General features: G+C 67.5%; 30 protein-coding genes. 13 read left to right on the plus strand and 17 right to left on the minus strand.

Annotation, left to right across the window (positions count from 1 at the left end; all coding sequences use genetic code 11):
* Positions 1 to 60 precede the first annotated feature (60 nt).
* Complete coding sequence (locus tag BM436_RS12710) at positions 61 to 1,365, minus strand: acetyl-CoA hydrolase/transferase family protein (protein ID WP_093555896.1); 1,305 nt, start codon at positions 1,363 to 1,365, stop codon at positions 61 to 63.
* A gap of 176 nt (positions 1,366 to 1,541) precedes the next feature.
* Between BM436_RS12710 and BM436_RS12715 the strand changes: the two genes are divergently transcribed.
* Entirely contained in the window at positions 1,542 to 2,618 is a 1,077-nt protein-coding gene (locus tag BM436_RS12715) for a porin (RefSeq protein WP_229490184.1), read from the plus strand.
* Between the two features lie 24 nt (positions 2,619 to 2,642).
* On the opposite strand, the gene BM436_RS12720 is transcribed toward BM436_RS12715, so the two are convergent.
* From BM436_RS12720 to BM436_RS12730, 4 genes are all read right to left on the minus strand, one after another.
* The gene (locus BM436_RS12720) at positions 2,643 to 3,194 is read right to left on the minus strand and encodes a DUF3617 domain-containing protein (RefSeq protein ID WP_093555897.1); all 552 of its coding nucleotides are present in this window, start codon (positions 3,192 to 3,194) and stop codon (positions 2,643 to 2,645) included.
* 74 nt (positions 3,195 to 3,268) lie between these two features.
* Complete coding sequence (locus BM436_RS36160) at positions 3,269 to 3,415, minus strand: lmo0937 family membrane protein (RefSeq protein WP_143133101.1); 147 nt, start codon at positions 3,413 to 3,415, stop codon at positions 3,269 to 3,271.
* 90 nt (positions 3,416 to 3,505) lie between these two features.
* Entirely contained in the window at positions 3,506 to 3,724 is a 219-nt protein-coding gene (locus tag BM436_RS12725) for a hypothetical protein (RefSeq protein ID WP_093555898.1), read from the minus strand.
* Between the two features lie 172 nt (positions 3,725 to 3,896).
* Entirely contained in the window at positions 3,897 to 4,565 is a 669-nt protein-coding gene (locus tag BM436_RS12730; protein WP_093555899.1) for an outer membrane lipoprotein, read from the minus strand.
* A gap of 149 nt (positions 4,566 to 4,714) precedes the next feature.
* Between BM436_RS12730 and BM436_RS12735 the strand changes: the two genes are divergently transcribed.
* On the plus strand, positions 4,715 to 5,461 hold the full coding sequence (locus BM436_RS12735) for a Crp/Fnr family transcriptional regulator (protein WP_093555900.1): 747 nt from the start codon (positions 4,715 to 4,717) through the stop codon (positions 5,459 to 5,461).
* Positions 5,462 to 5,524: 63 nt separating this feature from the next.
* On the opposite strand, the gene BM436_RS12740 is transcribed toward BM436_RS12735, so the two are convergent.
* The 3 genes from BM436_RS12740 to BM436_RS12750 all read right to left on the minus strand — a co-directional run bounded on the left by BM436_RS12740 (position 5,525) and on the right by BM436_RS12750 (position 8,228).
* The gene (locus BM436_RS12740) at positions 5,525 to 5,737 is read right to left on the minus strand and encodes a YMGG-like glycine zipper-containing protein (protein ID WP_093555901.1); all 213 of its coding nucleotides are present in this window, start codon (positions 5,735 to 5,737) and stop codon (positions 5,525 to 5,527) included.
* Between the two features lie 21 nt (positions 5,738 to 5,758).
* Entirely contained in the window at positions 5,759 to 6,070 is a 312-nt protein-coding gene (locus BM436_RS12745) for a BON domain-containing protein (RefSeq protein WP_093555902.1), read from the minus strand.
* Between the two features lie 106 nt (positions 6,071 to 6,176).
* Entirely contained in the window at positions 6,177 to 8,228 is a 2,052-nt protein-coding gene (locus tag BM436_RS12750; protein WP_093555903.1) for an AsmA family protein, read from the minus strand.
* A gap of 190 nt (positions 8,229 to 8,418) precedes the next feature.
* On the opposite strand from BM436_RS12750, the gene BM436_RS12755 reads away from it, so the two are divergent.
* From BM436_RS12755 to BM436_RS12780, 6 genes are read left to right on the plus strand one after another with little or no spacing between them, the layout of a single operon-like run.
* The gene (locus tag BM436_RS12755; RefSeq protein ID WP_093555904.1) at positions 8,419 to 8,793 is read left to right on the plus strand and encodes a DUF4398 domain-containing protein; all 375 of its coding nucleotides are present in this window, start codon (positions 8,419 to 8,421) and stop codon (positions 8,791 to 8,793) included.
* A 12-nt stretch (positions 8,794 to 8,805) separates the two neighbouring features.
* On the plus strand, positions 8,806 to 9,717 hold the full coding sequence (locus BM436_RS12760; RefSeq protein WP_093555905.1) for an OmpA family protein: 912 nt from the start codon (positions 8,806 to 8,808) through the stop codon (positions 9,715 to 9,717).
* Positions 9,718 to 9,739: 22 nt separating this feature from the next.
* Positions 9,740 to 10,276 carry a ferritin-like domain-containing protein gene (locus BM436_RS12765; protein ID WP_093555906.1) on the plus strand — a complete coding sequence of 179 codons (537 nt, stop codon included), beginning with the start codon at positions 9,740 to 9,742 and terminating at the stop codon, positions 10,274 to 10,276.
* Between the two features lie 56 nt (positions 10,277 to 10,332).
* Positions 10,333 to 10,635 carry an ElaB/YgaM/YqjD family protein gene (locus BM436_RS12770; RefSeq protein ID WP_093555907.1) on the plus strand — a complete coding sequence of 101 codons (303 nt, stop codon included), beginning with the start codon at positions 10,333 to 10,335 and terminating at the stop codon, positions 10,633 to 10,635.
* A 21-nt stretch (positions 10,636 to 10,656) separates the two neighbouring features.
* Positions 10,657 to 11,037 carry a phage holin family protein gene (locus tag BM436_RS12775; RefSeq protein WP_093555908.1) on the plus strand — a complete coding sequence of 127 codons (381 nt, stop codon included), beginning with the start codon at positions 10,657 to 10,659 and terminating at the stop codon, positions 11,035 to 11,037.
* Between the two features lie 12 nt (positions 11,038 to 11,049).
* Complete coding sequence (locus tag BM436_RS12780; protein ID WP_093555909.1) at positions 11,050 to 11,439, plus strand: hypothetical protein; 390 nt, start codon at positions 11,050 to 11,052, stop codon at positions 11,437 to 11,439.
* A 124-nt stretch (positions 11,440 to 11,563) separates the two neighbouring features.
* Here the strand turns inward: BM436_RS12780 and BM436_RS12785 are convergent, their stop codons facing one another.
* The 3 genes from BM436_RS12785 to BM436_RS12795 are packed head-to-tail and all read right to left on the minus strand — an operon-like array spanning position 11,564 to position 12,565.
* Complete coding sequence (locus BM436_RS12785) at positions 11,564 to 11,908, minus strand: hypothetical protein (RefSeq protein WP_093555910.1); 345 nt, start codon at positions 11,906 to 11,908, stop codon at positions 11,564 to 11,566.
* A 12-nt stretch (positions 11,909 to 11,920) separates the two neighbouring features.
* Positions 11,921 to 12,073 carry a DUF3309 family protein gene (locus BM436_RS12790; RefSeq protein WP_093555911.1) on the minus strand — a complete coding sequence of 51 codons (153 nt, stop codon included), beginning with the start codon at positions 12,071 to 12,073 and terminating at the stop codon, positions 11,921 to 11,923.
* A gap of 48 nt (positions 12,074 to 12,121) precedes the next feature.
* Entirely contained in the window at positions 12,122 to 12,565 is a 444-nt protein-coding gene (locus BM436_RS12795; RefSeq protein ID WP_093555912.1) for an outer membrane lipoprotein, read from the minus strand.
* Between the two features lie 269 nt (positions 12,566 to 12,834).
* Between BM436_RS12795 and BM436_RS12800 the strand changes: the two genes are divergently transcribed.
* Entirely contained in the window at positions 12,835 to 13,149 is a 315-nt protein-coding gene (locus tag BM436_RS12800; RefSeq protein ID WP_093555913.1) for a BON domain-containing protein, read from the plus strand.
* A gap of 62 nt (positions 13,150 to 13,211) precedes the next feature.
* The gene (locus tag BM436_RS12805) at positions 13,212 to 14,450 is read left to right on the plus strand and encodes an AI-2E family transporter (RefSeq protein WP_093555914.1); all 1,239 of its coding nucleotides are present in this window, start codon (positions 13,212 to 13,214) and stop codon (positions 14,448 to 14,450) included.
* Positions 14,451 to 14,526: 76 nt separating this feature from the next.
* On the opposite strand, the gene BM436_RS12810 is transcribed toward BM436_RS12805, so the two are convergent.
* The 3 genes from BM436_RS12810 to BM436_RS12820 all read right to left on the minus strand — a co-directional run bounded on the left by BM436_RS12810 (position 14,527) and on the right by BM436_RS12820 (position 17,035).
* Positions 14,527 to 15,414, minus strand: a complete 888-nt coding sequence (locus tag BM436_RS12810; RefSeq protein WP_093555915.1) for a YihY/virulence factor BrkB family protein — start codon at positions 15,412 to 15,414, stop codon at positions 14,527 to 14,529.
* Positions 15,415 to 15,483: 69 nt separating this feature from the next.
* Positions 15,484 to 16,524, minus strand: a complete 1,041-nt coding sequence (locus BM436_RS12815) for an OmpA family protein (RefSeq protein ID WP_093555916.1) — start codon at positions 16,522 to 16,524, stop codon at positions 15,484 to 15,486.
* A gap of 265 nt (positions 16,525 to 16,789) precedes the next feature.
* Complete coding sequence (locus tag BM436_RS12820) at positions 16,790 to 17,035, minus strand: hypothetical protein (protein ID WP_093555917.1); 246 nt, start codon at positions 17,033 to 17,035, stop codon at positions 16,790 to 16,792.
* A 333-nt stretch (positions 17,036 to 17,368) separates the two neighbouring features.
* Between BM436_RS12820 and BM436_RS12825 the strand changes: the two genes are divergently transcribed.
* The 3 genes from BM436_RS12825 to BM436_RS12835 all read left to right on the plus strand — a co-directional run bounded on the left by BM436_RS12825 (position 17,369) and on the right by BM436_RS12835 (position 20,293).
* On the plus strand, positions 17,369 to 17,884 hold the full coding sequence (locus BM436_RS12825; protein ID WP_093555918.1) for a winged helix-turn-helix domain-containing protein: 516 nt from the start codon (positions 17,369 to 17,371) through the stop codon (positions 17,882 to 17,884).
* Between the two features lie 143 nt (positions 17,885 to 18,027).
* Positions 18,028 to 18,924: a M90 family metallopeptidase gene (locus BM436_RS12830; protein WP_093556037.1), complete on the plus strand. Its 897-nt coding sequence runs from the start codon at positions 18,028 to 18,030 to the stop codon at positions 18,922 to 18,924.
* A 55-nt stretch (positions 18,925 to 18,979) separates the two neighbouring features.
* On the plus strand, positions 18,980 to 20,293 hold the full coding sequence (locus BM436_RS12835) for an ATP-binding protein (protein ID WP_093555919.1): 1,314 nt from the start codon (positions 18,980 to 18,982) through the stop codon (positions 20,291 to 20,293).
* Here BM436_RS12835 and BM436_RS12840 read toward each other — a convergent pair.
* The 3 genes from BM436_RS12840 to BM436_RS12850 are packed head-to-tail and all read right to left on the minus strand — an operon-like array spanning position 20,283 to position 23,627.
* Positions 20,283 to 20,792 carry a response regulator gene (locus tag BM436_RS12840; RefSeq protein WP_093555920.1) on the minus strand — a complete coding sequence of 170 codons (510 nt, stop codon included), beginning with the start codon at positions 20,790 to 20,792 and terminating at the stop codon, positions 20,283 to 20,285. The genes BM436_RS12835 and BM436_RS12840 overlap by 11 nt on opposite strands.
* A 19-nt stretch (positions 20,793 to 20,811) precedes the next feature.
* A complete protein-coding gene (gene nosR / locus BM436_RS12845; RefSeq protein ID WP_229490203.1) occupies positions 20,812 to 22,164 on the minus strand; it encodes a response regulator c-di-GMP phosphodiesterase, NosR family in 1,353 nt (450 codons plus the stop codon).
* An 8-nt stretch (positions 22,165 to 22,172) separates the two neighbouring features.
* Positions 22,173 to 23,627 (minus strand): PAS domain-containing sensor histidine kinase, encoded by a 1,455-nt coding sequence (locus BM436_RS12850; RefSeq protein ID WP_093555921.1) that lies wholly within the window; start codon positions 23,625 to 23,627, stop codon positions 22,173 to 22,175.
* Positions 23,628 to 23,629 lie beyond the last annotated feature (2 nt).

Genomic DNA, 23,629 nt, shown 5'->3' on the forward strand with positions numbered 1-23,629 from the left:
AATGCTGCGACCGCACATTTCCGCAGGCGCGCCGCGCGCCCGCGCCGGGCCCTGTTCGCCTCAGCAGAGGTTGATCTTGGCGGCGGCGGCGCGCAGCTCGGCGCGGAAGTCCGGGTGGGCGATGCCGATCAGCGCGTCGGCGCGCTGGCGGGCCGACTTGCCGCGCAGCTGGGCCACGCCGTACTCGGTCACCACGTAGTTGACGTCGTTCTTGCTGGTGGTGACGTGCGTGCCGGCCGAGAGCGTGGGGACGATGCGGCTGATGGCGCCGTCCTTGGCGGTCGAGGGCAGCACGATGAAGGCCTTGCCGCCGCGCGAGCGGTTGGCGGCGCGCACGAAGTCGACCTGGCCGCCGGTGCCGGAATAGGGCAGGTGGGCGATGCTCTCGGAGCCGCACTGGCCCAGCAGGTCCACCTGCAGGCTGGCGTTGATGGCGACCAGGTTGTCGTTCTGGCCGGCCGTCCACGGGTCGTTGGTGAAGTTCACCGGGTGCATCTCGAGCATGGGGTTGTGGTGCATGAAGTCGTACAGCCGCTTCGATCCCAGCGCGAAGGTGGCCACCATCTTGCCGGGCAGGTGGGTCTTGCGGCGGTTGGTCACCACGCCGGCCTCGACCAGCTTGAGGATGCCGTCGCCTATCATTTCGGTGTGGATGCCGAGGTCGCGCTTGTCCGTCAGCTGCATGACGACGGCGTCGGGGATGCCGCCGTAGCCGATCTGCAAGGTCGAGCCGTCGTCTATCATGTCGGCCACGTATTTGCCGATCGCCTCCTGCACCGGGCCGATCTTGGGCAGGCCGACCTCGAACACGGGCTCGGCGCTTTCCACCAGCGCCGCCACCTGCGAGATGTGGATGTGGCACTGGCCGTGCGCGAAGGGGACGTTGGGGTTGACCTCGAGCACGACGGCGCGCGCCTTCGCCACGGCGGCCATGGTGTAATCGGCGCCCAGGCTGAGCGACAAATAGCCGTGCTCGTCCATCGGCGAGGCCATCGAGAACACCACGTCGGAGGCGATGTGGCCGCGCTCGATCAGGCCGGGCAGTTCGGAGAAGTAGGCGGGGATGAAATCGGCCCAGCCGGCCTGCCCGGCGGCGCGCGAGGCGCCGCCGAAGAACAGCGCCACGTGGCGCACGTGGCCGACCGTGTCGCAGTCGAAGTAGCCGTATTTGCGCAGCGCGAGGATTTGCGCGACCTTGACGTCGCGGTAGTCGCGTCGCCGCTCGGACAATGCGCCCAGCAGCGTGGGCGGCTCGCCGGCGCCCGAGGGCACGATGATGAAGTCGCCGTCGCGCACGTGGCGGATGGCGTCGTCGGCGGACATGCGCTTGTCGTCGTACAGCGCCCGGGCGGTGGGGTGGGTCATGGTCTCCTGCCTTTCAGTTTGAATGTTTTGATTCACTATACGCGCGGCGCACCTTGAGGAATGTCAACGGGACGACACTCATCTTGCAAGTGTGTGTGTCGTCGCACAGATCGCTGATATTTCGCAGATGTAAGCTGGAGGTAAGCTTTAACAGTTCAGACGCCATCGAGAACATCATGAAGACCCCGTACTGGATGCTCGCACTACTGAGTCCGCTGGCGGCCGGCGCGCAGAACCCGTCGGCCGTCACCGTGTACGGCGTGCTGGACGCGGGCGTGGTGGCCGAGCGCGGCTGCGCCGGCGAGTGCGCCGGCGCGCGCATCGGCGGCGGCGTGGCGAGCGAGTCGCGGCTGGGCGTGCGCGGCCGCGAGGCGCTGAACCAGGACGTGGCGGCGGTGTTCACGCTGGAGGCCGGCGTGCAGGCCGACACCGGCGCCTCCGACCCCGACGGCAAGCTGTTCGGCCGCCAGGCCTTCGTCGGCCTGGACAGCCGCTGGGGCGCGCTGACCCTGGGCCGCCAATACAACCTGCAGTACGAGACGCTGGTGGAGGTGGCCGATCCCTTCCACGGCGGCATGGCGGGCACGGCGACCAACCTGGCCGGCTACGTGCAGCGCCGCTACGACAACACCATCAAGTACGTGACGCCCACCGTGCGCGGCTGGAGCGCCGGCGCGATCTACGCGTTCGGCGAGTCGCCCTATAGCAGCAAGTTCAACCGCGCCTACGGCGCCACCATCGGCTACGAGCACGCGCCGTTCAACATCCGCATCGCCCACCAGCGCAAATACAACCTGTCCGACGCCACCGGCGTGGTGCCGGCGGTCGACTACTCGTCGCGCAACACGCTGGTCGCCGCCAACGTGGTGTTCAAGTCCGCCACGCTGTACGCGGCCTACGGCGTCAACCGGGGCATCGGCAGTTCGCCCTGGGACCCCTCCTATCCCTACGGCGCGCTGGTGGTGCCGAGCGCGTCGGACCGCAGCCACGACATCATCACCGGCGTGTCGCTGCCGAGGGGGGCGGCCACGTTCATGGTGTCGTACATCCACAAGAACGACCGCACCCTGGCCAACCGCGACGCCGACCAGCTGGCGGCCGGCGTCAGCTACGCGATGTCGCGCCGCACCAGCGTCTACGCCGCCTACGCCCGGATCAAGAACCGCAACGGCGCCGGCTACACGGTGGGCAACGCCTCCAGCGGCGGGCGCGGCGACAGCGCCGTCAACGTCGGGCTGCGCCACGCCTTCTGACGCGGGGCCCGCGCCGGCGCGGCCCTACTTGGCGGGCGCCTTGCCGCCGCAATCGGCGCCCAGCCACCGTCCCGTGCTTTCCACCGCCATCGTCTCCGGCTTGCCGCGCGCGCTGCTGGTGACGTTCATGTTCATCGTGTAGCCGGTCTCGCCCTGCAGGCGCACCTGTCCGGTGCCGCTGGACGGCGGCTTGGCGCATTGGAAGCTGACGTTCATGCCGCCGGCGACCGGCGTGCTGGTGGAGGTGCATTGCTCGCCCTGGCCGGTCGGCAGTTCCTTGCGCTCGGCCATCTCCCTGGTCATGCAGTAGGTGATGCGGACGCCGCCGTCGCTGCCCATGGTCATGCCGACGCCCTGCTTGGCCATCATGTCTTCGATCATCTTGCGTTGTTCAGGGGGGAGGTTGGCCAACTGCTTTTGCGCCTCGGCCATGGCGGCCGTGGCCTGGCTGTCGCCGGATTTGACCTTGCTGTTCATTTCCCACAGGCCGGGGCGCATGGAGGTCGTGGCGGCGGAGCAGAAAGCGGCGCTGGCCGCGAGAGCGGCGGCCAGGACCAGTTGACGTTTGTGTTTCATGGCAACTCCCGGGGTTGGAAGCCGCCAGCATACTCCAGATTCCGGGGGCGGGGTGCGCTGCCATGATGGCAGCGCTAGATGCCTCTTCCGCTGATCAGGCGCAGCAGCACCATGACGATGGCCACAACCAGCAGGATGTGGATGAAGCCGCCGATCGTGTACGAGGTCACGATACCGAGCAGCCAGAGAATAATCAGTACGACAGCGATAGTGTAGAGCATGATAGTGTCCTCTCGAATCGGATGTTTATGTAGGAGATTTCATTATCGTGCCGGCACGTTTTCTGATCTGTTCGTTGCCGTACACACCATTCACTTCTTGGCGCCGAGCCGGGCGGCGGGGCCCGGTATCCAGCCCAGCAAGCCCACCAGGCCGGTCGCGCCCAGCAGGCCGATCAGCAAGCCGCCCGTCAGCAGCAGCGTGGCGGTGATTTCCGGCGATTGCGTCTCCGGCGCGTAGATCTCGTTGTACCCCATCCGCGCCAGCAGCAGTCCGGCCAGGATGGTCCAAGCCCAAAATACTTTACCCATTTTATTATCCCCTTTAGTGAAAAGCGGACGCCTTGTGTCACGGCGTAAGACCATTGTCGGGGGGCATGAGAAAGATGCTCTGTGCGATATCACACATACCGTAAAAAAGCCCGGAGCCTGGCCACAAAGCGGCCAGGGTCCGGGCAGGTCCCAGGGGAGGACAGGAGCCGGTTCAGCCCGCGCGCAGCGCGCCCTTGACGACACGCACCTGGTCGCCGTTGCGCCAGCCCGGCGGGGTGCTTTGATGGAAGGTGCGGGTGGCGCCGTTGTCCATGCGCACGGTGATGGTGTAGCTGCGCGTGGCGCGCACATTGCCCTCCACCTGGTTGCCCAGCACGGCGCCGCCGACGGCGCCGGCCACGGTGGCGATCTGGCGTCCGCTGCCGCCGCCGATCTGGTGGCCCAGCAGGCCGCCGACCACGGCGCCGGCGCCGGCGCCCAGGCCGCTGCCCTCGGCGCGCTTGGTGGTTTCACGCACGCTCTCGACCACGCCGCAGTTCTTGCAGACGGCGGGCGGCGGCGCGATGCGTTCGCGTTCGCGCACGGGGGCCGGCGCGGCTTGCGCCATCACCGGTTCGACGCGGCGCTCGGGCGCCGGCACATATTGGGTTTGCGACCGGGACGTCGATGCCGGCTCGGGCGCGACGGCGCCCAGGGCGGCCGCGCCGCCGTTGGCCGAGGTGCTCGACAGCGCGGGGGCGGCGCTGTAGCCGCCGCCGGTCGACGAGGGCAGCCAGCCCAGCAGGGCGGCCACGCCCAGCGTGCAGAACAGCACGACGGCGACGGCGGCCGCCAGCAGCAGCGGATGGGTGCCCGGACGGGTGGTGGGATTGGTGCTCATGGGGTTCTCCTTTTCGGCATATCGGACTGATGCACGGATTCTGCTCCGCCAGCGCCTCCGGTTCCGTGCGTCACCGTACATACATGGGGATTCATAGCCATTACGCTCTAAGCCAATGATGAAGAAATGTTAACTGCCGACTCCAGCCCATGAACCTGACCCACGACACCGCCTACGGCAGCTCCGGACCGCCGCCCCTGCAGGAGAATCGCCTGCTGGCGAGTCTGCCGGAGGACGACTTGCTGCATCTCGAATCCATGTGCGAGGCCGTGCACATGGAGATGGGCGACGTGCTCTATGAACCGGGACAGGCCATCCAATACATCTACTTCCCCAGCGACAGCCTGATTTCCCTGCTGGCCGTGGCCGAGGGGCGCATGACGCTGGAGGTGGGCTCGGTGGGCCGCGAGGGCATGATAGGCTCGTCCGTCGCGCTGGGGCACCAGCTGGCGCAGGTGCGCGCCGTGGTGCAGCGGGCCGGCGGCGCGCTGCGCATCCACGCGGCCGACTTCTGCGCCGAGTTCACGCGCATGGAGTCGCTGCAGCGCCTGCTGTACCGCTACACCGACACCCTGCTGGCGCAGGCGATCCAGATCGCCGTGTGCAGCCGCTTCCACGTGCTGGAGGCGCGCCTGGCGCGCTCGCTGCTGATCACGCGCGACCGCCTGCAGTCCGAGAAGTTCCACCTCACCCACGAGTTCCTGGCGCACGCGCTGGGCGTGCGGCGCGTGGGCGTGACCAAGGCCGCCAGCGCGCTGCAGAACCAGAAGCTGATCACCTACAGCCGCGGCAACATCGAGATCCTCGATTCGGCCGGGCTGGAGGCCGTGTCCTGCCGCTGCTACGAGATGGTGAAGGACACCGGCAGCATCGGCATGGCCAACGTGTTCCTGTGAAAAAAAAGGAAGGCCCAAAAGACAACGGACCCGCGGGTCCGTTGTCTTTTGGGACGGGGACGATCAACGCGGCGGCTTGTTGACCTGGTTGCCGATCACGCCGCCGACGGCCGCGCCGCCCACTGCGCCGGCGGTGCTGCCGCCGGTCAGCACGGAGCCGGCCACGCCGCCCACGGCGGCGCCGATGGCGGTGTTCTTGTCTTGCTGCGACATGCTGGAGCAGGCGCCCAGCGACAGGATGGCGGCGATGGCCGCGAGGTGTTTAATGGTTTGCATGGTGGTTCTCCTTGGGGTTGATTACTTCAGACGCATGTCGTTGGTCACGCTCTTGACGCCGTTGATGCTGCGCGCCGCGGCCACCGCCTTGTCGATGTCCTCCTGCGAGGACACGAAGCCGCTCAACTGCACGGCGCCCTTGTAGGTCTCGACATTGATCTCCGAGGCCTTCAATTCGGGCTGCAGCACCATCGCGGCCTTGACGTTGGCGGTGACGACGCTGTCGTCGATGTATTCGCCGGTGCTCTCGGTCGTCGGGGTCGACGCGCAGGCCGCGAGGGCGCTGAGCGTCAGGGCGGACAGCAGGGCGGGAAGGGATTTCACAATCTTCATGGCATGCTCCTGTTCTCGGAAAACGCGCCCGCGGGGAGCGCGGTACTGACAGGATCAGCTTACGTGCGCGGCGGCAAATGATCTGTTCGCCAGCGCACGGTGCGCCTTATTTGCGTTTGGCCGCCTGGCCGGGCGGCGGCGCCACCGGCTTGACGCGCGCCTGCCTGAGCAGCGCGGCGCATTCGCTGTTCTCGCCGGGGCCGGTGTTGATCAGGGGCAGCAGCGCCGCCGCCGGCGCCGCCACCACCGCCAGCGCCACCGCGCCGCCCGCCTTGAGCGCCAGCACGCCCTTGTCGACGCTGATGTCCGGGTCCTTGAACGTGCCCTTCACGTAGATCGGCGCGCGCAGCGAGATGATGCGCAGGCCCTTGCTGTCGGGCTTGAGCGTGAGGTCCAGCCGCTCGCTGGCGAGGTTGACGGCGCCGTCGACGTGGATGGTGGCGTCGTCGGTGTCGACCACGAACTGGCGCGTGCGCGCCAGGCCCTTGTCGACGGCGAAGTCGGCCGCCATGCAGTTGAGCTTGACCTGCTTGTCGCCGATCAGCTTGGTCAACACCACGCTGCCCAGGTTCAGGCCCATCTGCTCCAGCAGCAGCTTGCTGATGCTGCCCTGGTTGATCAGCGCCTTCAGTTCGCCGTTCGACGCGGCCAGCAGGGTCGCCACCGAATTGCCGGTCGCGCTGAGCGAGGTGTCGGCGTTGATCTCGCCGACGCTGGCCTTCAGGCCGTCGAGCGAGGGGAACAGTTCCTTCAGTTTCAGGTGGCGCGCGCTGGCCTTGAGCTCGGCCCGGATCGCGTTCTTGCTGACATTGCCGCTGCCGTCCAGCTTGACGTTGGAGGCGAGCTTGCCGCCGGCCCAGTCGAAGTTCAGCGGCGTCAGCGCCAGCACGCCGTTCTTCAGGTGGAACTCGGTGTACAGGTTGGCGATCGGCAGCTGCTTTTCGCGCACGATGCGGTCGGCCTTGTAGCTGACGTCGGCGTCGATGCTGGTCCAGCGCTCGGTCTTGAAGGTCTCCACCGGCAGCAGCTTGTCGCCCGGCTGCACCGCCGGCAGGCCGCGCGCCCGCTTGCTGGCGTTGGAGTCGGCGCCCACCAGCGGCGCCAGGTCGGCGAACTGCAGCAGGCGCGAGCGCATCGCGCCGCCCAGGTGGTTGCGCGGTTGCTGTTGCTTGTATTCGAGCTTGCCGCCGATGTCGCTGGAACCGACCTTGCCGGTGAAACGGTCGTACACGTAGTGGCCGCCGTCCTTGCCCAGCGTGGCCGTCAGGTGGCCCTCGGTGCTGAACGGCGGCGTTTCCGGCAGCACGATGCCGGTCAGGCCGTACAAGCGCGCCATGCTGGGCGCGGACACCTTGAGTTTCATGTCCAGCGCGGCCAGCGCGGTGGGCTTGGTCAGCGTGCCCTCGACCGCGATGCGGGTGCCGCCCACGTTGACGTCGGCGGCGATGGGGAAGGGCGTGGTCTGCTGCCGCAGCGACAGCACGGCGCCGGCCTTGCCGCCGCCGGTGACGGGCGCGCCGTGCCAGTCGCCCTTGAGTTTCCAGGACACGCCGTAGGTCGGGTCGGCGTTGATGGTCTCGAGCTCGGCGGTGATGTCGGCCCTGCTCACCGCGTCGATGTATTGCACCGTGCCCTGGGTGAACACCACGCGCTGCAGGTCCAGCGTCCACGGCGAGCGCTTGTCCTTCTTCTCGAAGGTCCAGTTGTTGGCGCCGTCGGCGGTGCGCTGCAGCAGCACGCTGGGCGACTCGAAGCGCAGCACCGGGATCGAGATCTCCTTGCCCAGCAGGGCGAAGGGGTTCAGCGAGAACGAGAACTCGTCGACGCTGGCCATCTCGGGCGCCACCGGCGGCTCGGCCTTGGCGGCCAGCACGCTGTCCGGATTGCCGACGTGGACGTCGCGCGCCACCAGGTGCGGCCAGGGCAGGCGGTCGCGCCAGCCGCGCTGGGCCTCCGGCACGATCTGCTTTTCCCAGGTCAGCGACAGGTCGCCGCGGATGGCGAACGGGCGGCCGATGGCCTCGCTGGTCTTGGCGTTGAGCCAGGGCCGGGCACGGTTCCAGTCGTAATTGAGCAGCACGATCAGCGCGACGGCGGGGATGGCGAGCAGGGCGGCGCCCGCCCCGAGGGCGATGCGGGTTTTGCGTGACAAGGTCATGGCTTGGCCTTTCGGTATCTTCTTACTTGCAGTTTAGATGACAGCCTACACCAGCGCGTGGCGCCGCTATGTGCGCCCGCGCACCATGCCGGCGGACGATCGCCCGCCTATGTGCGGCACCGTACTGAACCTCCGGCCCTTCGCGCCTATAACGTCACTACACCTTCCAAACCGTATGAGGAGAAGAACAATGAACTCACGTATCTATGCACTTGGGCTGGTGGCCGCGTTGGCTGCCGGCTGCGCCAGCCAGAAGGCGCCCGCCACCGCCGACGTCGCGGTGTCGCGCGCGGCGGTCGACAGCGCCACCTCGGCGGGCGGCGCCGAACTGGCGCCGGCCGAGATGACGGCGGCCCGCGAGAAGATGCTGCGCGCCAACCAGGCGCTGGCGGCCAAGGATTATCCGCTGGCGCGCGACCTGGCGTCGCAGGCCCAGGCCGACGCCAAGCTGGCGCAGAGCAAGGCCGGCTCGGCCAAGGCCAGCGCCGCGGCCGACGCGCTGCAGGACAACATCCGCGTGCTGCGCGAAGAGCTGGACCGCGCCAACACCACCATCGTCAAATAAGGAGCCCGCATCATGAAGAACCTGTTCAAACCCGCCGCGCTGGCGCTGGCCATCGCGCTGTCCGCCTGCAGCTCGGCGCCCACCACCACCAGCCTGCTGGACCAGGCGCGCGGCGACTACATGGCCGCCCAGAGCAACCCGTCGGTGGCGCAGTACGCGCCGGTCGAACTGCGCCAGGCCACCGCCGCGCTGGACCGCGCCAACGAGGCGGCCTCGCGCCAGGATAGCGCGGCCGAGGTGGACAAGCTGGCCTACCTGGCCAAGCAGCGCATCGGCGTGGCGCAGGAAGTGGCCAAGCAGAAGGCGGCCGAGGCCGCCGTGGCCGACTCGGCCCGCCAGCGCGACCAGATCCGCCTGGAGGCGCGCACCGTCGAGGCCGACCAGGCCAAGCGCAGCGCCGAGCAGGCCAAGGCCGACGCCGACGCGGCGCGCGGCCAGGCCGACGCGGCCCGCATGGCGGCCGAGAGCCAGCTGGCCGCCACGCGCGACGCGCAGGCCAAGGCCGACGCGCTGGCCGCCCAACTGGCCGACCTGCAGGCCAAGCAGACCGAGCGCGGCATCGTCATGACCATGGGCGACGTGCTGTTCAACGTCGACCAGGCCGTGCTGACCGAGGGCGGCCAGCACACGCTGCGCAAGCTGGCCGACGTGATGCGCCAGAACCCGGACCGCAGCGTGATGGTCGAGGGCTTCACCGACAGCACCGGCAGCGCCGACCACAACCTGAGCCTGTCGCAACGCCGCGCCGAGGCCGTGCGTGGCGCGCTGATGGGCATGGGCATCGAGGGCACGCGCATCGCCACCCGCGGCTACGGCGAGGCCTATCCGGTGGCCGGCAACGACACCGCCGGCAACCGCCAGCTGAACCGCCGCGTGGAGATCGTGCTGTCCGACGCGGGCCGCCAGATCAACGCGCGCCGCTGATTTACTTTGAAAAGGAAGCATCATGGCTGAATCCACACTGTCACCACCCGCCGGCATCGATACGGCAGCCATCCGCGCGGCCGCGCAAAACCTCGCCGACGGTCCCGTCACGGTCGGCTACAAGGGCGACCGCGAGGCGGTCATCAAGCTGCTCAACGGCGCCCTGGCCACCGAACTGGTCTGCATCCTGCGCTACAAGCGCCACTATTACACGGTGACCGGCGCCCAGAACGCCGGCGTCAAGGCCGAATTCCTCGAGCATGCACTGGAGGAACAGGAACACGCGGATTGGCTGGCTGAGCGTATCATTCAGTTGAATGGCGAACCCGATTTTAATCCGGCAACATTGCTCGAGCGTAGCCATGCCGAGTATGATGAGTCAGGGGAGGTGCAATCGATGATACGCGCCAACCTGATCGCGGAAAGGGTGGCCATCGAGTCCTACCGCCAGATGATCGAGCAGATCGGCGACACCGATCCGACGACCCGCCAGTTGTTGATCAAAATCATGGCGGTGGAAGAGGAACACGCCGACGATATGCGCGACCTGCTGGCTTAGTTTTTCCCCGCGGTAACGGTTTCACCCACAACTCATCACAACGACAGGAGTCAATCATGCTGGAAAATAATATCAGTACCGTGAACAATGACGTGAAAACTCTGGTCAAGGACGCGCAGGCCCTGTTCACCGCGGCCACCGCGCTGACGGGCGAAAAGGCCGAGGAGCTGCGCGGCCGCGGCATGCGCGCGCTGGACACGGCACTGGCCAAGGCCCACGAGGCGCAGCAAAGCGCGGTCGCCGCCGGCAAACAGGTGGCGCAATCGACCGACGCCTACGTCAAGGAAAACCCGTGGCGTTCGATCGCGCTGGCGGCCGGCGTCGGCCTGCTGGTGGGCGTGATTGTGGGCCGCAAGTAATCCGGCGTGGCAGGAGCTGACATGGAACAATCCGCGCCACCCCACCCCGGTCTGATCGGCTCCCTGGCCGGGGTCGCCCGCAACACCGCGCGGCTGGTCTTGTCGCGCATCGAACTGGCCGCGCTGGAATTGTCCGAGGCGCGCGGGCACTTGGGCGAGCTGGCCCTGGTGTGCGCGCTGGCGCTGCTGGCCGGCTGGTTCGCCATCGCCTTCACCACCGCCACCATCATTTTCCTCGCCTGGGAAGCCATGGGCTGGAAGATCCTGCTGGTGCTGGCGGGCGTGTTCATCGCCATCACGATCGCGCTGGTGATGTCCGCGCGCGGCATGCTCAAGCAGGGCAAGCTGGCGTTGCCGGTCACGATGTCGGAGCTCAAGGCCGACCGCGACATGTTGCTCTAACCGGGAGAGTCCATGAGCAAGGAAAACGACGGCGCGGCCTTGTCCGCCGCCAAGGAAAAGCTGGTGCGCGAAGGCGAGCTGTACCGCGTCAGCGTGCTGCACGCCCGGCACCAGGTGGCGCACGCGCTGCGCCCGGACCAGCTGGTGCACGGCGCGCTGGACCACGCGATCGGCGTGGTCCAGCACCGGCTGGCCGGTTTGCTGGGCAAGGGCGACGGCGCCCCCGCCGTCGGTGGCTTGGCGGGCATCGCCGGGCTGGCCGGTGGGCTGAGCCTGCCGAAGGTGCTGCCCTACGCGATCCGCATCGGCTCGTTCATCGTGCGGCGCCGGCTGATCAAGCCGGCGCTGGCGGTGGCCGCGGTGGCCGCGATCGGCGGCGCCTGGCTGATGCGGCGCAAATAGCGGCGCCCGCGCGCGAGACTAGCCCTCCAGGCATGGCCTGGAGGGCTTTTTTCCTTTGGGGAAGGAAGGAAAAAGGGGTCAGGTTCGGTATTTTTAAATACCGAACCTGACCCCTTTTTTTTGCTCAGCGGCCGCTGGTTTCGTAGCGTTGCATGTTGTTGGCGTCGGCGTGCAGCTGGCGCATATTGCCCATGTCGGCCTGGTAGGTGGCCTGGGCCTCGTGCATGCAGTCGCGGCGCTCGTCGGCCGGCATCTGCCGGCAGGCGGTGCGGGCCTCGGCCAGCGCGGCGCCGATCTCCTTGCGCAGCGTGCGCAGCTGCGCCGCCGTGGTGCGGTCCGCCTTGTGCCAGCGGGCGGGATCGCCGCGCTGGAGTTCCTGGCGTTGGTGGGCCGCCACTTCGGGCGGCGTGACTTGCGCCTGCGCGGCGCAGCAGGCGGCCAGCAGGGCCGCGGCGAGGATTTTGTTCATGATGGAACTCCCTTAAAGTCGGCCGGTCAGCAGCATGACCAGCAGGATCAGCACGATGACGCCCGCGATGCCACTGGGCGCATAGCCCCAGTTGCGGCTGTGTGGCCAGGCCGGCAGCGCGCCGATCAATAGCAGAACCAGAACGATGAGGATGATGGTGCCCATGGCGTTGCTCCTTCAGTGTGGTGGCGGATGTCTTGCCGGTATGGGGTGTTAGTAACGGTAGACGCGGCCGTCGACCATGCGCACGCGGTTGCCCACGCGCAGGTCGTAGACGCTGTCCTGGTTCACGGTGCGGTAGTCGCCGTTGTCCATGCGCACGCTGATCTGGTAGGCGTCGTATGGCTGGTTGCGGTTGCGCTCCACGCTGTTGCCGACCACCGCGCCACCTATGGCGCCGGCGGCGGTGGCGGCCGTGCGGCCGCTGCCGGAACCGATCTGATTACCGGCCAGTGCGCCGATCAGGCCGCCGGCGACCGCGCCGACGCCACTGGTGGCGGGATCGATCCGGACCACCTGGATCGAGTCGATCACCCCGTAGGTGGCGGCGTTGCCCATCGACGAGTAGTTGGTGTCGTACACCGGCTGGGAGGAGCAGCCTGCGAGCAGGGCCGAGGCGGCGATCATCAGGGCCGAAAGCGTGTGTGTAGTCTTCATGTTGTTCTCCTGAAAAGTGTGTAGCCAGCATAGTCAGCCGCCGCACGACGGTCTGTGCGATGCCGCACCTAGTGCCCGGTGACTTTCCGGGCGCTTTGTGGCGTCCTTATCGAAAAAACATTTCTATGTTCGATACCGTACAGATAGCGCAAGCCAACTCGGTGACACTGCATTCAAGGCCCGCGCTTCGCGGGCTGCAATGTCCCCAGTCCGGCTCAGGCCTGCTGGCTTACTGCTCTCGTGAGCACTGCTAACCAAGGAGAAACACCATGAAAATCACTCAAAAAATCGCCAGCGCCGTGTTTACCGCCGCCACCGTGTTCGCCGTCGTCGGCTGCGCCTCCACGCCCACCAAGGAAGGCACCGGCGAATATGTCGACGACACCGTGCTGACCACCAAGGTGAAGGCCAGCATCTTCAACGAGCCGACCCTGAAAGCCACCGAGATCAACGTGGAAACCTTCAAGGGCACCGTGCAGCTGAGCGGTTTCGTGGCCCAGCCCGGCGACATCACCAAGGCCGGCGAGATCGCCCGCGGCGTCAAAGGCGTGAAGGAAGTGAAGAACGACATCCGCGTCAAGTAAGCGGCGCGGCAAGCGGCCGGCGCGCCACCCCACCGCGCCGGCGGCTCAACAGGACCTACCCCATGACGCCCGCAGAATCCGCCCCTCCCAGCAACGACGACACGACCCCGCCGCATTCCGGCCCCGTAGCCGACCCCTTGGCCGACCCCTTACCCGGCCCCTTACCCGGCCCCTTGGCCGATCCCGCCGACCTTCCCGTCCCCGACACCGAACGCCTGCCGCTGCATGTGCACGCGCGCGGCCTGGCGCTGGGCGTCATCGCCACCGTCGCCTTCCTGTACGCGCTGCAGTGGTCCAAGAATTTCCTGGTGCCGCTGCTGCTGGGCATCTTCATCGCCTACACGCTCAATCCCCTGGTGTGCTGGCTGGAGCGCGCGCGCGTGCCGCGGCCGGTCGGCGCCACCCTGGTGACGGCGGCCATCCTGTTCGGCTCGGCCGTCACGGCCGAGAAACTGCACGGCGAATTCCAGAACATCATCGAGGAACTGCCCACCGTCACGCACAAGCTGTCGCGCCTGATGCAGAACAAGCTGGGCAGCGGCCCCAGCACGCTGGAGCGCATCCAGGCCGTGGCCAACGAGCTGGAGCAGGCGGCCGCGGGCGCCACCGGCAAGCGCCCGGCGCGCAAGGCCGCGCCAGCCGAGCACGGCGGCATCAAGGTGATCGACTGGGTGTGGGCCGGCTCGATGGGCCTGGCCGGCTTCGTCAGCCAGGCCACCATGGTGATCTTCCTGGTGTTCTTCCTGCTGCTGGCCGGCGACACCTTCAAGCGCAAGCTGGTCAAGCTGACCGGGCCGTCGCTGAGCAAGAAGAAGGTCACCGTCCACATCCTGGAGGACATCAACAACAGCATCCAGAGCTATATGTTCATGCTGCTGGTGACCAATTTGCTGCTGGCGCTGCTGATGTGGGTGGCGTTGCGCGCCATCGGCCTGGAGAACGCGGGCGCCTGGGCCATCGTGGCCGGGCTGCTGCACGTGATGCCGTACTTCGGCCCGCTGCTGATCACCAGCGCGACCGGCGTGGTGGCCTTCCTGCAATTCGAATCGCTGCAGATGGTGCTGTTGGTGACGGGCGCCTCGCTGGCCATCGCGACCCTGGTGGGCACCTTCGTGACGACCTGGATGACGGGCCGCATCGCGCGCATGAATCCGGCCGCCGTGTTCGTCAGCCTGCTGTTCTGGGGCTGGCTGTGGGGCGTGTGGGGCCTGCTGCTGGGCGTGCCGGTGATCGTGATCGTGAAGGTGGTCGCCGAGCGCGTCGAGGGGATGGAGATCGTGGCCGAACTGCTCGGCGAATAGCGGCCAGGCCGCCTCAAGGCGGGCAGGGCGGCGTTGCGGCTCCTTGCCGTGCCCGCTTTGCAGCGGCCTCCCGAAATCAGCGCTTCAGGTTGCCCTGCTCGTCGCGCGGATGGTCCTTCAGGCTGCCCAGCTGCAGCGCGTACTGGCGGGCGAACTCGGCGCCCATGAAGAAGATCTGCGCCGAGTAGTACACCCACAGCAACAGGGCGATCAGCGAGCCGGCCGCGCCGTAGCTGTCGGCCACGCCGCTGTTGCCGATGTAGGCGCCGATCGCGTGCTTGCCCAGCGTGAACAGGGCGGCCGTGGCCAGCGCGCCGATCACCACGTCGCGCCAGGACAGCTTGATGCGCGGCAGCATCTTGTAGATCACGCCGAACATGGCGGCGATCACGCAAAATCCGATCAGCCAATTGATTCCCGTCAGCAGCATCGTGGTGCCGCTGCTGTGCCCCTGCCAGTAGCGCTCCAGCACGGCCAGCGCGGCGCTGAACACCAGCGACACCATCAGCAGGAAACCCAGCACCAGCACCATGCCGAAGGACAGCAGGCGGGTGCGGATGGTGTCCCATAGCGTGCCCGTGGTCAGCGGCGGCAGTTGCCAGATCGCGTCCAGGCTGGATTTCAGCTCGGCGAACACGGTGGTGGCGCCGAACAGCAGCAGGGCGCCGGCGATCAGCGTGGCCAGCTTGCCCTCGTCGTGGTTGCTGGCGCCGGCCAGGATCAGCTGCAGCGCCTCGGCGCCCTTGGGGCCGACCAGGCCGCGCAGCTGCCCGAACAGCTCGCCCTGCGCCGCCTGCTGGCCGTAGAACAGGCCGGCGATGGCGATCACCAGCACCAGGATGGGCGCGATGGAAAACAGCGTGTAGAAGGCCAGCGCCGCGCCCTTGCTGCTGTCGCCGTGCTCGAACCATTCGGTGACGGTGCAGACGGCCACGCTCTTCAAGGTCTTGATCTTCGGTTTCATGCGCATCTCCAAAAAAGAAAAAGGGGCGCGCGGCCCCTTTCCCTACACTTCAGATGACGGAAGCGCCGATTAGTTCACGCGGCGCTCGATGGTCACCTGGTCGACTTCGACGCGGCGGTTCGGTTCCAGGCACTTGATCAGGTCGGCGCGCTTCTTGTCGTTGCACTGGACCACGGGCTGCGATTCGCCCTTGCCGGTGGCGTTCAGGCGCTCGGCCGACACGCCCTTGCCCACCAGGTATTGCTTGACGGAGTTGGCGCGCTGTTCGGACAGTTTCTGGTTGTACTTGTCCGAACCCAGGCGGTCGGTGTGGCCGGTGATGGTCACATTGCCGACCGACGGGTTGTTGTTCAGCAGGGTCGCCAATTCATCCAGCTTGGGCTGGTTCGGGTTCAGCTTGGCGCTGTCGAAGGCGAACAGCTCGGTGGCCGACATCGTCACCTTCTCGAAGCGCGGCGCCGGCGGCGGTGGAGGCGGCGGGGCGACCGGCGCGGGGGCCGGGGCCGGCGGCACGTAGGCCGGGGCAGGGGCGGGCGCCGGCGGCAGCGGCTTGGCGCCCAGCGCGTAGTTCAGGCCCACGGTCAGGTAGTAGTTGTTGCTCTTGTCGGCGGCCGGGAAGGCGTTGCCGCGCAGGAAGCCGTGCACATTGCGCAGGTCGGCCTGCAGCGCCCAGCGTTCGTTCAGGTCGGCCTGGAAGCCCAGGCCGGCGCTGATGTAGGGCGAGCTTTTTTCCACTTGCGGGTTGATGCGCAGGTTGGCGCGGTCGCGCTCGACGCCGGCGCCGACCAGGATGAAGGGACGGAAGGATTTACGGGAGAACAGGTACAGCCCGTCCAGGCCCAGGGTTTCCTGCTGGTAGCGCTGTCCGCCTTCCTTGGAACGGCCGTAGGTGTAGCCCATCTGGATGTCCCAGTTGGGCGCGACCGCCTTGCCGAACTTCAGGCCGGCGCCGTAGCCGGTCTTGTCCACGCCGAAGTCCGAATCGGGCTTCATGGCGTTGACGCTGGGCTGGATGTACCAGTTTGGATTGATGTCGGCGTCCTGGGCCGTGGCGGCGGAGGCCGCGCACAGCATGGCGGCGGCGATGGCGATGTTCTTAATTTTATTCATGGATGCTCCCGAATTGATAAAGGCTTGCCGATGCGGCGAAGTTTCCAGCGTGTTGCTTGCTGTTGGACTGAACTCTATGGACGTTTGTGCAATAGCTCGGTGCGCTACCGCACAAAGCATTAAGGCAAATCAAAAGTGTTGTCGATTTGTGACAGTCCAGTCTGTGAACTGCGGCAATTCCGCGCAGTCAAAATAAAAACCGCGCCGCCGCCGGGAAGGCGGGGACGCGGTGAATATTGTAACAGAGTAACTATTGCTTGTTGTGTCAGCGTGGTGGATCTGCTGGTTTGTTTGCGTCCGGCACAACAATGACGGTGTCGCCGGGTTTGCCGGCTTCGCCCGGGGCGCCTGGCGCACCCGGAGGCCCGGCGGGGCCCGGCACGGGGACGGGCACCGGCACCACGGCCGGGGCCGGCGCCGGGTCGACCACCGGCGGGTTGTTGACGGTGGTTTTTTCGCAGGCGGTGAGGGCCAGGGCGGCCACGGCGGCTAACAGGATAGGCAGTTTCATGGTGAGTCCTCTCTATGGAAAAGGTGCAGCCAGATTAACCGCGCCGCGCGGCCGCATCTGTACGCCAACGCACCCAGTTGGCTTATTGCTCACTTATGTTCGTTGCCGCACAGACTGGATTTGACGGCGACGGCATCCTAGAGCCCAGATGTAGACGAAAGCGCGAGCCCAGGCAGTCGGACCCGGCGCCCACGCGATCCTGGCTATTCGATATAAGGAGTGTACAAAATGCATGCAATCAGAGAAACCCAAGATTCCGGCTTCGCAACGCAGCAGGATGCAAAGGCGGGCGACAAGCCGCGCCTGGCGCTGGTTGAGCGGCCAGGGCCGCCCATGCCCGAGCGCAAAGCCCTGTCGCTGGCGCCGATCGAAAGGGTGCGCTCGACCTCGGCGACGCTGCGCCGCATCGAGAATATGCAAAAACTCATTGCTGAGTTGCAACAACACGAGATGCTGGCCGATGAAATCGCCTGGTTCCTGAAGTTCTCGCCGTCCGGCGCCCGCAAATACATCCGCGACCTGCGCGACGCCGGCGTGATCGAACTGGCGCGCTACATCGAGGGCACCGCCACCTACCTGGGCAAGGCCGTGTACCAGCTGACGCCCGACCCGGAACGCGTGAAAACCTTCCTGGCCGCCATCGTCCAGCCCAAGCGCGAAGGCGCGCCGCCGCGCAAGGAACGCCCCAGCCTGCGTGAACAGGCCATGGCCGGCGCCGGCCGCCACTTCCATATCCTGGCCGACGACACGCATTACGCGATCCGCGTGAACCGCGGCCCCGTCACCCGCGATCCGCTGGTGGCCGCCCTGTTCGGCGCCGCGCCGTCGATGCAGAAGGCGCAGTCTTAATCGCGCCCCGGCGCGCGGCGCGCCACCCGCGGCCGGGCCAGTGGTGCTACAGTGGAAACAGCCGGACCGGGTCCGGCTGTTTGCATTGAATTGTCGAGAAGGAACCCCATCTGTTTTGGACGAGTTCCCTTATGGACGGCATTATGGACGCATGGTTGTGGATATCCCTGGCGGCGCTGGCTTGCGCCGCGCCGCTGCTGTACCCCCGCTGGACGCTGCGGCGCGCGCTCGCGCGGCCGCTGCCGCCCGAGGCGCTGGCCATCCTGGAGCGCAACGTCGGCCCCTACCGGAGCATGGAGCCGGCGCTGCGCGAGCAATTGCGGCAGCTGGTCAAGCGCTTCCTGCACCGCAAGAAATTCGTCGGTTGCGAGGGGCTGGAGATCGACGACGAGATGCGCTACACCATCGCCGGCCAGGCCTGCCTGCTGCTGCTGAACCGGCCCAGCAAGGTCTACCGCGCGCTGCACACCATCCTGGTCTACCCGGGCGCCTTCCTGGTGCCGCGCCAGGAGGTGGGGCCGGGCGGCGTGGTCACCGCCGGCAAGCACACGCTGCTGGGCGAATCGTGGGACGACGGCCGCGTCGTGCTGTCCTGGGACGACGCGCTGCGCGGCGCGCGCGACTGGCGCGAGGGCCAGAACGTGGTGCTGCACGAGTTCGCGCACCAGCTCGACAGCGAATCGGGCCACGGCAACGGCGCGCCCTACCTGGGCAGCCACGAGAACTACCGCAACTGGTCGGCCGTGCTGTCGCGCGACTTCGCCAACCTGCGCCACGACGCCTATTACGGCCGCCAGGACGGGGTGATCGACCATTACGGCGCGACCAGCCCGGCCGAGTTCTTCGCCGTGGCCACAGAAACCTTTTTCGGCAAGCCGTGGCAGATGGCGGAGCGCCACGCCGCGCTGTACGACGAGCTGCGCAAGTATTACCGGGTCGATCCGCGCGAATGGCAGGCGGCGCCGCCCGCCGAGGCGGTGGAGGCGCCCGTGTTCATGGCGCCGTCTGGACAGCGCAGCTTCGCCGTGGCAAGCTGGTAGCGTCGGCGCGGGCCGCGCCGCGATGGGCCCGGGGCGGGCGAGCGAAAGGAAAACCATGCAATTCGAAGAGTTCGAGTTCTTTTCGTCCGGCACGCCCACCACGGCGCCGGCGGCCGCCACGCCGCAGCTGCGGCTGCAATACCTGCTGGACAACACGCCGGCCATCATCTACTGCACCGTGCCCAGCGGTGACTTCAAGATGACCTTCGTCAGCAACAACGCGCTGCACGTGCTGGGCTACCGCCCCGAGGACATGGTGGCCGACCCCAACTTCTGGTTCGACCACATCCACCCGGACGACGCGCCCAGCATCTTCTCCAGCCTGGCCACCGTGTTCACCGAGGGCCAGCGCGCCTATGAATACCGCTTCCGCCGCGCCGACGGCGCCTACCTGTGGATGCACGACAGCCTGCGCCTGGTGCGCGACGAGCACGGCGCGCCGCTGGAGGTGATCGGCGCGCTGACCGACATCACCGACCGCAAGCTGATGGAGCAGGCGCAGCAGGAACTGATCGGCCGCCTGCGCGAGGCGCACGAGCAACTGCTGCAGTCGGAGAAGATGGCCTCCATCGGCCAGCTGGCGGCCGGCATCGCGCACGAGATCAACAACCCGGTCGGCTTCGTCAATTCCAACATGGGCACCTTGAACAGCTACGTGGGCACGCTGTTCAGCGTGATCGCGTCCTACGAGCAGGCGCTGGGCTCCCATCCGGCGCTCAAGCCCATCCAGCAGAAGATGGCGGCCGTGCGCGACGAGGCCGACCTGGAGTTCGTGCAGGAGGACGCCTCGGCGCTGGTGCGCGAATCGATGGACGGGCTCAAGCGCGTGAAGGACATCGTGCAGGCGCTCAAGGACTTCTCCCACGTGGGCGAGGTGGAGTGGCAGGTGGCGGACCTGCACCAGGGCCTGGACAGCACCCTGAACATCGTGGCCAACGAGATCCGCTACAAGGCCACCGTGGAGAAGCACTACGGCGTGCTGCCGCAGGTGCATTGCCTGGCCTCGCAGCTGAACCAGGTGTTCATGAACCTGCTGGTCAACGCGGGACAGGCGATCCGCACGCAGGGCGTGATCACGATACGCACCGGGCACGACAAGGGCTGGGTGTGGGTCGAGATCGGCGACACCGGCGCCGGCATCGCGCCGGAACACCTGAACCGTATTTTCGAGCCCTTCTTCACCACCAAGCCGGTGGGCAGCGGCACCGGGCTGGGCCTGTCGCTGTCCTACGGCATCGTCAACAAGCACGGCGGCAAGATCGAGGTCGCCTCCGAGCTCGGCAAGGGCACCCGCTTCACGGTCCGGCTGCCGGTGACGCCGCCGGCCATGGACGCCCCCGCCACGGCGGGCGAGCCCCCTAAAGGATGATGGAGCCGTCCGGGCCCCAGTTCACCTTCAGGATGCCGGGCTCCTCCTCCTCCAGCCGCTGCGCCTCCAGCTCCTGCGGCGTGGGCGGCGGCGGCTGGATGCCGTGCTCGGCCATCAGGCGGTCGCGCTCCTCCAGCGCGGCCGCGATGGTCTGCTGCAGGTCCTCCAGGTTCCACGGCTTGGGGATGTAGCGGAACACCTGCGCCTCGTTGATGGCGCTGACCGCCGTGCTGAGCTCGGTGGACGCGGTCAGCATCACGCGCACCGTGTGCGGCGCGATGTCCTTGATCGCCTGCAGGAAGGCCACGCCGCTCAGCGTGGGCATGTGGTAGTCGGAGATCACCAGGTCGAACCCGCAGGCGCAGACCCGCTTGATGGCCTCGTAGGGATCGCTGAACAGCTCCACCCGCAACTCCGGGATCTTCACGTGCGCGCGCATCGAGCGCTGCAGCGCGAGCAGCACGTTGACATCGTCGTCCAGCAGCAATATGCGTCTCATGGCGTTCCCTATGCTGTGCCTATGGCGTACTCTTGAACGGCTTGACCCAGATCGCCAGGCGGTTGCCGCTCTTCGCTTCGAAATCCTGCACCTGCTGGATCATGCGCGGGTCCAGCACGTGGTCGGCCGCCAGCAGCATCAGACCCTCCCGGCTGACCAGGTCGCGCGCCAGCGCCATGCCCGGCACCAGCTCGCCGGACAGCACCTCGACCCCGCCCGGCGCCTCCTCGCCCGCGCCGCCGTCCACCAGCTGGCGGAAGGCCTGCACCACGTTGGGGTCGTAGCGCTTGCCGCTGGCGTCCAGGATCAGCGACTTGGCCTCGTCGGGGCGCAGGTGGCGCTGCACCATGGCGCCCTGCTGCAGGTTGTAATAGTCGACCGCCAACGCCAGGATGCGCGCGCCGATCGGGATTTGCAAGCCCACCAGCCCGTCCGGGAAGCCGTTGCCGTCGAAGCGCTCGAGCTGGGCGCGCAGGATGGCGGCGGTGCCGCGCAGGTCCTGCAGCGGCATCAGCAGCTGCTCGGCGCGCGCCGGGTGCTTGCGGAACAGGCCTAGCGCGTCGCCGTGCAGCATGGTCAGCGGCGTGGCCAGCATGTCGTCGCTGAAGCCGATCTTGCCCAGGTCGTGCAGCAGGCCGGCGATGAAGATGTCCTGCACCTCCTTGCCGTCGAGCTTCAAGTGGCCGGCGACGCGGCGCGCCAGGTCGGCCACCTGGCGCGCGTGGCCGGACAGGTTGCCCCCGCGCATCTCCAGCATGCTGGAGATGACCTTGATGGTGGTGACGAAGTTCTGCTTGAGCTTGTCGTTGGCCGCCACCGCCGCCTCGTGCATGGTCTTCAACTGGCGGGTGCGCTCCTCGACCCGCGCCTCCAGGCCCTGGTTGAGCGCCTTGAGCTGTTCGTTCTGGCGCTGCGTCAGCGCCTCCAGGCGCAGCTTCTCCTGCTCCAGCGCACGCCGCTCCAGCGCGTGGCGCACCACCAGCAGCAGGTCGTTGTCGTCCCAGGGCTTGGTGATGTAGCGGTAGATCTCGCCGCAGTTGATGGCGTCCAGGATGGACTGGATGTCGGCGTAGCCGGTCAGCAGCAGGCGGATGGTGCGCGGCCAGCGCTGGCACACCAGGGCCAGGAAGCGGGCGCCGTCCATTTCCGGCATGCGCATGTCGGAAATGACCAGGTCCACCGGCTGTTGCTCCAGGATCGCCAGGCCGGCCGCGCCGCTCTCGGCCACCAGCACCTTGTAGCCGGCCGGGCGCAGCAGGCGGCGCAGCGAGGACAGGATGTTGGGCTCGTCGTCCACGCACAGCACGGTCGGCACGGCGTCGACCGGGGGCAGGGCCATGGCGGCCTCCTGCGCGGCGGCGCTGGCGCTCATGCCGGGGCTCACGGCTGCGCTCCCGTCGCGCCCTCGGCCGGCGCTTCCGTGTGGCGGATCGGCAGCGTCACGCGGAAGGTGGTGCCGGCGCCCGGCTCGGACCGCACCTCGATGGCGCCGTGGTGTTTCTGCACGATGCCGTAGGCCAGCGACAGGCCCAGGCCGGTGCCCTTGCCGACCGCCTTGGTGGTGAAGAAGGGGTCGAAGATGCGCTTCAGGTTGTCCGGCGCGATGCCGCAGCCGTCGTCCTGCACCTCGATCCACACCTGCTCGCCCTCGGCGCGGCCGGTGCGCACCGTGATGCGGCCGCGCGCCTCGCCGATGGCGTGGGCGGCGTTGACCACCAGGTTCATGACGATCTGGTTGACCTGCAGCGGCAGGCAGTAGATGTCGGGGATGTCGCCGTATTCCTTGACCACGTCGGCCTTGTATTTGACCTCGTTGCTGACGATGTTGAGCGTGGAATCGATGCCGCGGTGCAGGTCGGCCCAGACCCATTCCTGGTTGGCGTCGACCCGGGAAAAGTCCTTCAAGTCCTGCACGATGTGGCGCACGCGCACGATGCCCTCCTTCGATTCGCTCATCAGCGAGGGGATGTCCTCGCGCAGGAAGTCCAGGTCGATCTCCTCGCGCATGGCCTGCAGCCGCGCCAGCACCTCCGGCGCGGCGATCGCCGCCTCGGCCTCGCGGTAGGCGGCCAGCATGTCGAACAGGTCGCCCAGGTAGGTCTGCAGCATGCCGAAGTTGGAGAAGATGTAGCCGATCGGGTTGTTGATCTCGTGCGCCACGCCGGCCGCCAGCTGGCCGATCGAGGCCAGCTTCTCGGACTGCACCAGCTGCTGCTGCGCCATGCTGAGCTGGGCGTTCAGCTCGGTCAGCTCGACGTTGCGGCGGCGCAGCTCGGCGTCGGCCAGGCGGCGCTGGCGGATGTCGTCCTCCAGCCGCTCGTTGACCTCGGCCAGCTGGGCGGTGCGCTTCTCGACGATGTGCTCGAGGTTGTCGTGCGCCTTGCGCAGCGCGTTTTCCGCCACCCGCCGCTCGGTCACGTCGCGCAGCGTCTGGATCGCCCCCACCACGCGGCCCTCGCCGTCGCGCAGCGGCGCGGCGGTGAAGTGCAGCCAGTGGCCGCGCGCGCCGATGTTGGGGAAGTAGTCCTCGGCCTCGTAGGCGCCGGGGATCAGCGCCGAGCGGCTGTGCTTGTCCCGGAAGTATTCCGAGTCGCGCGGGTCCAGGCCGGACAGGATCAGGTCCGCCAGCAGCGGGCGCTGCCTCGGATAGAAGGCCTGCCAGTGGTTGCGCGTGCCCACCATCTCGGCCATGGTCCAGCCGAGCAGGTGCTCGCACGCCTTGTTCCAGTGCGTGATCACATGGTCCGGGTCGAGCACGAAGGTGGCGACCGGGTGCCCGTCGAGGAAGGCGGCCAGTTCGATGGCGCTGGCGTAATGGCTGCTGTGGCCGGGCATCG

Origin of the sequence: Pseudoduganella namucuonensis, from assembly GCF_900116645.1 — a bacterium.
GTDB classification, from domain to species: domain Bacteria; phylum Pseudomonadota; class Gammaproteobacteria; order Burkholderiales; family Burkholderiaceae_D; genus Rugamonas; species Rugamonas namucuonensis.

What these genes read in the sequence shown, in the direction of transcription:
- BM436_RS12710 (WP_093555896.1), bottom strand. Translation starts at nt 1,365, where the DNA reads ATGACCCACCCCACCGCCCGGGCGCTGTACGACGACAAGCGCATGTCC.
- BM436_RS12715 (WP_229490184.1), top strand. Translation starts at nt 1,542, where the DNA reads ATGAAGACCCCGTACTGGATGCTCGCACTACTGAGTCCGCTGGCGGCC.
- BM436_RS12720 (WP_093555897.1), bottom strand. Translation starts at nt 3,194, where the DNA reads ATGAAACACAAACGTCAACTGGTCCTGGCCGCCGCTCTCGCGGCCAGC.
- BM436_RS36160 (WP_143133101.1), bottom strand. Translation starts at nt 3,415, where the DNA reads ATGCTCTACACTATCGCTGTCGTACTGATTATTCTCTGGCTGCTCGGT.
- BM436_RS12725 (WP_093555898.1), bottom strand. Translation starts at nt 3,724, where the DNA reads ATGGGTAAAGTATTTTGGGCTTGGACCATCCTGGCCGGACTGCTGCTG.
- BM436_RS12730 (WP_093555899.1), bottom strand. Translation starts at nt 4,565, where the DNA reads ATGAGCACCAATCCCACCACCCGTCCGGGCACCCATCCGCTGCTGCTG.
- BM436_RS12735 (WP_093555900.1), top strand. Translation starts at nt 4,715, where the DNA reads ATGAACCTGACCCACGACACCGCCTACGGCAGCTCCGGACCGCCGCCC.
- BM436_RS12740 (WP_093555901.1), bottom strand. Translation starts at nt 5,737, where the DNA reads ATGCAAACCATTAAACACCTCGCGGCCATCGCCGCCATCCTGTCGCTG.
- BM436_RS12745 (WP_093555902.1), bottom strand. Translation starts at nt 6,070, where the DNA reads ATGAAGATTGTGAAATCCCTTCCCGCCCTGCTGTCCGCCCTGACGCTC.
- BM436_RS12750 (WP_093555903.1), bottom strand. Translation starts at nt 8,228, where the DNA reads ATGACCTTGTCACGCAAAACCCGCATCGCCCTCGGGGCGGGCGCCGCC.
- BM436_RS12755 (WP_093555904.1), top strand. Translation starts at nt 8,419, where the DNA reads ATGAACTCACGTATCTATGCACTTGGGCTGGTGGCCGCGTTGGCTGCC.
- BM436_RS12760 (WP_093555905.1), top strand. Translation starts at nt 8,806, where the DNA reads ATGAAGAACCTGTTCAAACCCGCCGCGCTGGCGCTGGCCATCGCGCTG.
- BM436_RS12765 (WP_093555906.1), top strand. Translation starts at nt 9,740, where the DNA reads ATGGCTGAATCCACACTGTCACCACCCGCCGGCATCGATACGGCAGCC.
- BM436_RS12770 (WP_093555907.1), top strand. Translation starts at nt 10,333, where the DNA reads ATGCTGGAAAATAATATCAGTACCGTGAACAATGACGTGAAAACTCTG.
- BM436_RS12775 (WP_093555908.1), top strand. Translation starts at nt 10,657, where the DNA reads ATGGAACAATCCGCGCCACCCCACCCCGGTCTGATCGGCTCCCTGGCC.
- BM436_RS12780 (WP_093555909.1), top strand. Translation starts at nt 11,050, where the DNA reads ATGAGCAAGGAAAACGACGGCGCGGCCTTGTCCGCCGCCAAGGAAAAG.
- BM436_RS12785 (WP_093555910.1), bottom strand. Translation starts at nt 11,908, where the DNA reads ATGAACAAAATCCTCGCCGCGGCCCTGCTGGCCGCCTGCTGCGCCGCG.
- BM436_RS12790 (WP_093555911.1), bottom strand. Translation starts at nt 12,073, where the DNA reads ATGGGCACCATCATCCTCATCGTTCTGGTTCTGCTATTGATCGGCGCG.
- BM436_RS12795 (WP_093555912.1), bottom strand. Translation starts at nt 12,565, where the DNA reads ATGAAGACTACACACACGCTTTCGGCCCTGATGATCGCCGCCTCGGCC.
- BM436_RS12800 (WP_093555913.1), top strand. Translation starts at nt 12,835, where the DNA reads ATGAAAATCACTCAAAAAATCGCCAGCGCCGTGTTTACCGCCGCCACC.
- BM436_RS12805 (WP_093555914.1), top strand. Translation starts at nt 13,212, where the DNA reads ATGACGCCCGCAGAATCCGCCCCTCCCAGCAACGACGACACGACCCCG.
- BM436_RS12810 (WP_093555915.1), bottom strand. Translation starts at nt 15,414, where the DNA reads ATGAAACCGAAGATCAAGACCTTGAAGAGCGTGGCCGTCTGCACCGTC.
- BM436_RS12815 (WP_093555916.1), bottom strand. Translation starts at nt 16,524, where the DNA reads ATGAATAAAATTAAGAACATCGCCATCGCCGCCGCCATGCTGTGCGCG.
- BM436_RS12820 (WP_093555917.1), bottom strand. Translation starts at nt 17,035, where the DNA reads ATGAAACTGCCTATCCTGTTAGCCGCCGTGGCCGCCCTGGCCCTCACC.
- BM436_RS12825 (WP_093555918.1), top strand. Translation starts at nt 17,369, where the DNA reads ATGCCCGAGCGCAAAGCCCTGTCGCTGGCGCCGATCGAAAGGGTGCGC.
- BM436_RS12830 (WP_093556037.1), top strand. Translation starts at nt 18,028, where the DNA reads ATGGACGCATGGTTGTGGATATCCCTGGCGGCGCTGGCTTGCGCCGCG.
- BM436_RS12835 (WP_093555919.1), top strand. Translation starts at nt 18,980, where the DNA reads ATGCAATTCGAAGAGTTCGAGTTCTTTTCGTCCGGCACGCCCACCACG.
- BM436_RS12840 (WP_093555920.1), bottom strand. Translation starts at nt 20,792, where the DNA reads ATGAGACGCATATTGCTGCTGGACGACGATGTCAACGTGCTGCTCGCG.
- nosR (WP_229490203.1), bottom strand. Translation starts at nt 22,164, where the DNA reads ATGAGCGCCAGCGCCGCCGCGCAGGAGGCCGCCATGGCCCTGCCCCCG.
- BM436_RS12850 (WP_093555921.1), bottom strand. Translation starts at nt 23,627, where the DNA reads ATGCCCGGCCACAGCAGCCATTACGCCAGCGCCATCGAACTGGCCGCC.